The sequence below is a fragment of the Promineifilum sp. (SeqCode) genome (assembly GCF_041918635.1).
GTDB lineage: Bacteria > Chloroflexota > Anaerolineae > Promineifilales > Promineifilaceae > Promineifilum.
This window is the reverse complement of the sequence record NZ_JAYRVJ010000094.1, coordinates 1-4500: the sequence shown is the minus strand read 5'-3', so window position 1 is coordinate 4500 and position 4500 is coordinate 1. Positions and strand designations below refer to the sequence as shown.

The following is a 4500-nucleotide window of genomic DNA, read 5'->3' as shown; positions in this document are numbered from 1 at the left end:
GGCCACGACCTTATCCCCGATGGCGACGAGGTAGGCGCCGTGCAGATAGAGGACGCTGAAGGCGTCGTTGTCGATCTGCACGTAGGTGTTGCCCCACTGGTCGTAGCCCAGGCCGCTGACCGTGCCGTTGATGATGGACTTGATGACCGCGCCGTTGCCCGCGGCGATGTCCACCGCCAGGTGGCCGTAGCTCTCGCCGTGCGTCCCCTGGGTCAGGAAGTATTCGTCGTAGGGCATGGCGATGGTGGTGTGCCAGGCGGGGTCGGCTTCGGGGCCGGCCTGCCCTGGGTCGGGCGCGGGCGCGGCGGCCGTGGCGGCAGCGCTGGCGGCGTCGGGAGTCGGGGCCGGCGCGGTAGCCATGGGCAAAGACGGCAAGTGAACGTCCTTGCCCGCGCCCGCCCAGCCACGAACGATGTTGGCCGCGAACAGCAGCAGCAGCGCCACACCGGCCAGGGTCATTGCATCCAGTCGTACACGCATTGAAGTACCTTCAGTAGACCTGACAGGTGGGCGGCCACACGCTTCGTTCTTGGTTATGGAACTAGTGGGCCGCCCACCTGCCAGGTCCGGGTTCAGCAACATTCATAGTATAAATAGAACATTTGAGCTAGTCAATGAGCTATTGTGAACAGATTTGAGCCACCGGCTCGTAGCCAGGCAATGAATGGCCGTTCTTCGGGCGAGGGGGAAGAACAGCCATTCATTGCCTGACTACGAACGGGAACGCTTGTCTATCCGCTGCGCTTAAGTACAATGGGATGGTCTATTCTGCTCCCTCACCGATCACGCAGTTTTGACAGGAGTTGTTGTGATGCTGCGACGCAAACATCCCCAGCCGATAGAAAGTATCGACATGTTGCGGACGAAAGGACTAAAGCGCTTCGCCGAGGTCTTCACCGCCGACGGCGAACGCATCGGCGCGGTGCTACGTTTCATCCACCGCCCCATCGAAGAAGTCAACGACGAGATGAAACTGTATCGCAGTTATTTGGAGACCCAGAGCATCCAGTTCGCCGGGCCGGTCTACATTCCCACCGTCTACATCGAGGATTACGATCCGGCGGCCAATCGCGTTATTCTGGCCGTGGATCTGAATACGGTGCGGAACGAGGCCTGGAACCGCGAACCGGACTTCGCCGCCCGCGGCCTGGGCGTGGCCGAGGAGTTGCCGCACTGAGATGAAAATCGGCTTACAGATACCCCGCTTCACCTGGCCGGGCGGCGACGCGGCCATCGCCGGCACGCTGGCCGACATCGCCCGCACGGCCGACGCCGCCGGCTTCGCCAGCATTTGGGTGATGGATCACTTCTTCCAGCTGGAGCCGATGATGGGCCGGGCGACCGAGCCGATGCTGGAGGGGTATAGCACATTGAGCTACCTGGCCGGCCTCACCCAGCGCGTGCGGCTGGGCACGCTGGTGACGGGCATCATCTACCGCTACCCCGGCTTTCTCATTAAGGCCGTGACGAACCTGGACGTGCTGTCGGGCGGGCGGGCCTACTTCGGCGTCGGCGCGGCCTGGTACGACCGGGAGGCGGCCGGGTTGGGCTTCCCCTTCCCGCCGCTGAAAGCGCGCTTCGAGCAGCTGGAGGAGACGCTGCGGCTGGCCCATCACATGTGGCGGCCATCCGGCGGCGAGCCTTTCCACGGCGAGCATATGCGCCTGGCCGAACCGCTGTGCAGCCCGCAGCCCATCAGCCGGCCCCACCCGCCCATCCTCATCGGCGGCATGGGCGAAAAGAAGACGCTGCGCTTGGTGGCGGAGTACGCCGACGCCTGCAACCTGTTCGCCCGCTACGACGACGACGTGCTGCGCCAGAAGCTCGACGCGCTGCGCGGCCACTGCGAGGCGGTCGGCCGCCCCTATGAGGCCATCGAGAAGACGACGCTGGCGACCGTCCACCTCGCGCCGGGGCATCTGTCGGCCGGCGACGTGGTCGAACAGTGTCGGCGGCTGGCCGCGCTGGGCATCGACCACGCCATCTTCAATATGCCCAACGTGCACGAGATCGCCCCGCTGGAGACATTCGGCCGCGACATCATCCCCGCCGCGGCTCAGATGTAAGGGAAGAAAGCGCGCACGCCAAGACGCAAAGAACGCAAAGAAGAATGATTATCTTTGCGTCCTGGCGTGAGCGCTTTTGATTCAGCCCAGGGTCGAGAGCGAGCGCCGGTTGCGGGCGGCCAGGGCGGCGAGGGCCTCGGCCAGGTGGGCGTCGCTGATGGCGTAATCCCCGCGCTCGACGCGCAGCAGGTGGGCCTCCAGCAGCACCTCGGCGTGGCTGTAGCCGGCCGGCGGCTCGAACTTGTAGGTCGCCAGCTCGATCAGGAAGCCCAGCGGGTCGCGGAAGTAGATGGAATCCATGAAGCCCCGATCCACCTCGCCGCTGTTCTGAATATTGCGCTCAGCCAGGCGCGCTTTGACCTGGGTATAGGTCGCCCGCGAGACGTTGAAGGCCAGGTGGTGCACCGCGCCGATGACCTCGGGCGTGTTCTGGGCCGTCGGCTGGCGGTCTTCGCGGGTGAAGACGGTGATGAGCCGCCCGTCGCCGGGGTCGAAGTACAAATGATTCTCCTCCGGTACGTCCAGGTTGGGCTGCTCGAAGAGGAAGGGCATCCCCAACAGACCCTCCCAGAAGTCGATCGACGTCTGCCGATCCGCGCCGATCAGGGTAATGTGGTGGACGCCTTGCGTTTGTAGTCGTTGCATTGTTACCTCACTATCTTATCCACAGTATCTCGCCCTCCAAGGAGAGGTTGCACTCCATCGCGGGCACTGATTATAGGTCGAAACGGCGTTAATCAGCGCAAGAATCAGCGTTCCATTCCTGCATGCCTTTGCCCTGCCGGTCAGCCACGGCCAGAATCGTGTATAGGTTGAGATCCCCCTCCCGCCCGTCGCTGCGAAACTGGGCCAGGACGGCCAGCCCCGCGGCTTCGGCCAGCGCCGCCGTGGCCGCCGCGTCCAGCAGAGCCACGTAGCGCAGCCCATAGCCGCCGCGCTGCCAGGCCAGCAGGTAGTCGCCCGGCTCTACGTCCGCCGCGTCCAGCCCCACCTCGGCCCACGGCCGCAGCTTGCGGCGCTGGCGCGGGCTGTCGAGGAATTGCCAGTTGGCCAGGGCCAGCCGGCCGCCGGGGCGCAGGCAACCGCGCATCTCGCGCAGCAGCCGGGCGCGGTGATCGTGGCCGGGGATGTGCTGGAGGGTGGAGAGGCAGACGACCCAATCGAAGGAGCCGAGGCCGTCCAGCGCGCCCGGCCGGCTGAGGTCGCGGCGCAGGAGGTGGCCGGGCGCTTCCCCGGCGGCCAGCAGCGGCGCGGAGAAGTCGACGCCGGTGTAGCCCGTGGTCGGGTCGATGGCCGGGTCGCGCGCGCGCAGGAAGCGGCCGAAGCGTCCGTCGCCGCAGCCCACGTCGAGGACGCAGGACGGCGCGGCCGGCAGGTGGGCCAGCAGCCGTGCAAAGCCCGGCGGCGGCGTGGCGCGGCTGGCGGCAAACGGCTCGGCGAACCGCTCGTAGAACGCCTCGTTCAGCGCCACCAACCGGCGCGCGACCGCTTCATCCATCACGCTTCCTCTCGAAATCGTAAGAGGCTCACGCAAAGAGCGCAAAGGACGCCAAGAGCGCAAAAAGAGATGTTTCTTCTTTGCGCTCTTTGCGCTCTTTGCGTTCTTTGCGTGAGCCTCTTCTTAGTACCCAAATCGCCTCAGAATGCGCTCGACGGCCGCCACGTAGCTGCCGCCGAACAGCCGGACGTGGACGAGCAGCGGGTACAGGTTATACAGGTCGCGCCGCTCCTCGGAGAAGCCGGGGGCGATGGGACGCAGCTCGCCGTAGCGGTCGTAGAACGCGGGGCCGAACGCGCCGAACAGCGTCGTGAAGGCCAGCTCGATCTCGGCGTCGGCGAAGTAGAGCGCCGGGTCGAGGAAGGCGGTGATGCGGTCGCCGGCGGCCAGGACGTTCGTCGTCCACACGTCGCCGTGGATGAGCGACGGCCGCGCCGGCTCCGCCAGCCAGCGCCCCAGGTCGCCGCCTAGCCGCTCGACGCGGGCGCGGGCGGCCGAGGGCAGCCGGCCGGCGCGGTGGGCCTCGGCGGCCATGTAAATCAGGCGGTGGTCGCGGAAGAAGTCGAGCCAGCGCGCGCATGGCGGGTTGGGCTGGGGCAGGCCGCCGATGAGCGTCTCGCGCTCGAAGCCGTAGGTCGGGGCGGTGAGGTCGTGCAGGGCGGCCAGCAGCTCGGCGGCGTGGCGCTCGGCCCCGCCGCTGAAGGCGCTCTCGCCGGGCACGTGGGCCATGATCAGCAGGCGCTCGGCGGCGAAGTGGACGGCCGGCACGGGCAAGGGCGTCCGCTCGGCCAGGTAGCGCAGCATGAACGCCTCGACCGGCAAGCCGGCCGCGCCGCGCTCATCGGCCTTGGCGACCACGCGCCGGCCATCGGCCAGCCGCGCGGCGTAGACGGCGCTGACGCAGCCGCCGCCCAACGGCTCGATGTCGGCCACCTC

At 67.1% G+C, this 4500-nt stretch carries 6 protein-coding genes; 2 read left to right on the top strand and 4 right to left on the bottom strand.

The window, feature by feature from the left end; genetic code table 11:
- On the bottom strand, positions 1-480 hold a 480-nt coding region (locus ACE3UY_RS03080), incomplete at its 3' end, for a M23 family metallopeptidase (RefSeq protein ID WP_374686085.1).
- Between the two features lie 331 nt (positions 481-811).
- Between ACE3UY_RS03080 and ACE3UY_RS03075 the strand changes: the two genes are divergently transcribed.
- Together ACE3UY_RS03075 and ACE3UY_RS03070 are read left to right on the top strand one after the other, a co-directional pair.
- Positions 812-1177 (top strand): hypothetical protein, encoded by a 366-nt coding sequence (locus ACE3UY_RS03075; RefSeq protein ID WP_374686084.1) that lies wholly within the window; start codon positions 812-814, stop codon positions 1175-1177.
- Between the two features lies 1 nt (position 1178).
- Positions 1179-2066 (top strand): LLM class F420-dependent oxidoreductase, encoded by an 888-nt coding sequence (locus tag ACE3UY_RS03070; protein ID WP_374686083.1) that lies wholly within the window; start codon positions 1179-1181, stop codon positions 2064-2066.
- An 81-nt stretch (positions 2067-2147) separates the two neighbouring features.
- Here ACE3UY_RS03070 and ACE3UY_RS03065 read toward each other — a convergent pair whose 3' ends face one another.
- The 3 genes from ACE3UY_RS03065 to ACE3UY_RS03055 all read right to left on the bottom strand — a co-directional run.
- On the bottom strand, positions 2148-2711 hold the full coding sequence (locus tag ACE3UY_RS03065; protein WP_374686082.1) for a VOC family protein: 564 nt from the start codon (positions 2709-2711) through the stop codon (positions 2148-2150).
- Positions 2712-2799: 88 nt separating this feature from the next.
- On the bottom strand, positions 2800-3564 hold the full coding sequence (locus ACE3UY_RS03060; protein WP_374686081.1) for a class I SAM-dependent methyltransferase: 765 nt from the start codon (positions 3562-3564) through the stop codon (positions 2800-2802).
- 123 nt (positions 3565-3687) lie between these two features.
- Positions 3688-4500, bottom strand: an 813-nt coding sequence (locus tag ACE3UY_RS03055; RefSeq protein ID WP_374686080.1) for a fructosamine kinase family protein, incomplete at its 5' end; no start/stop codon positions are given.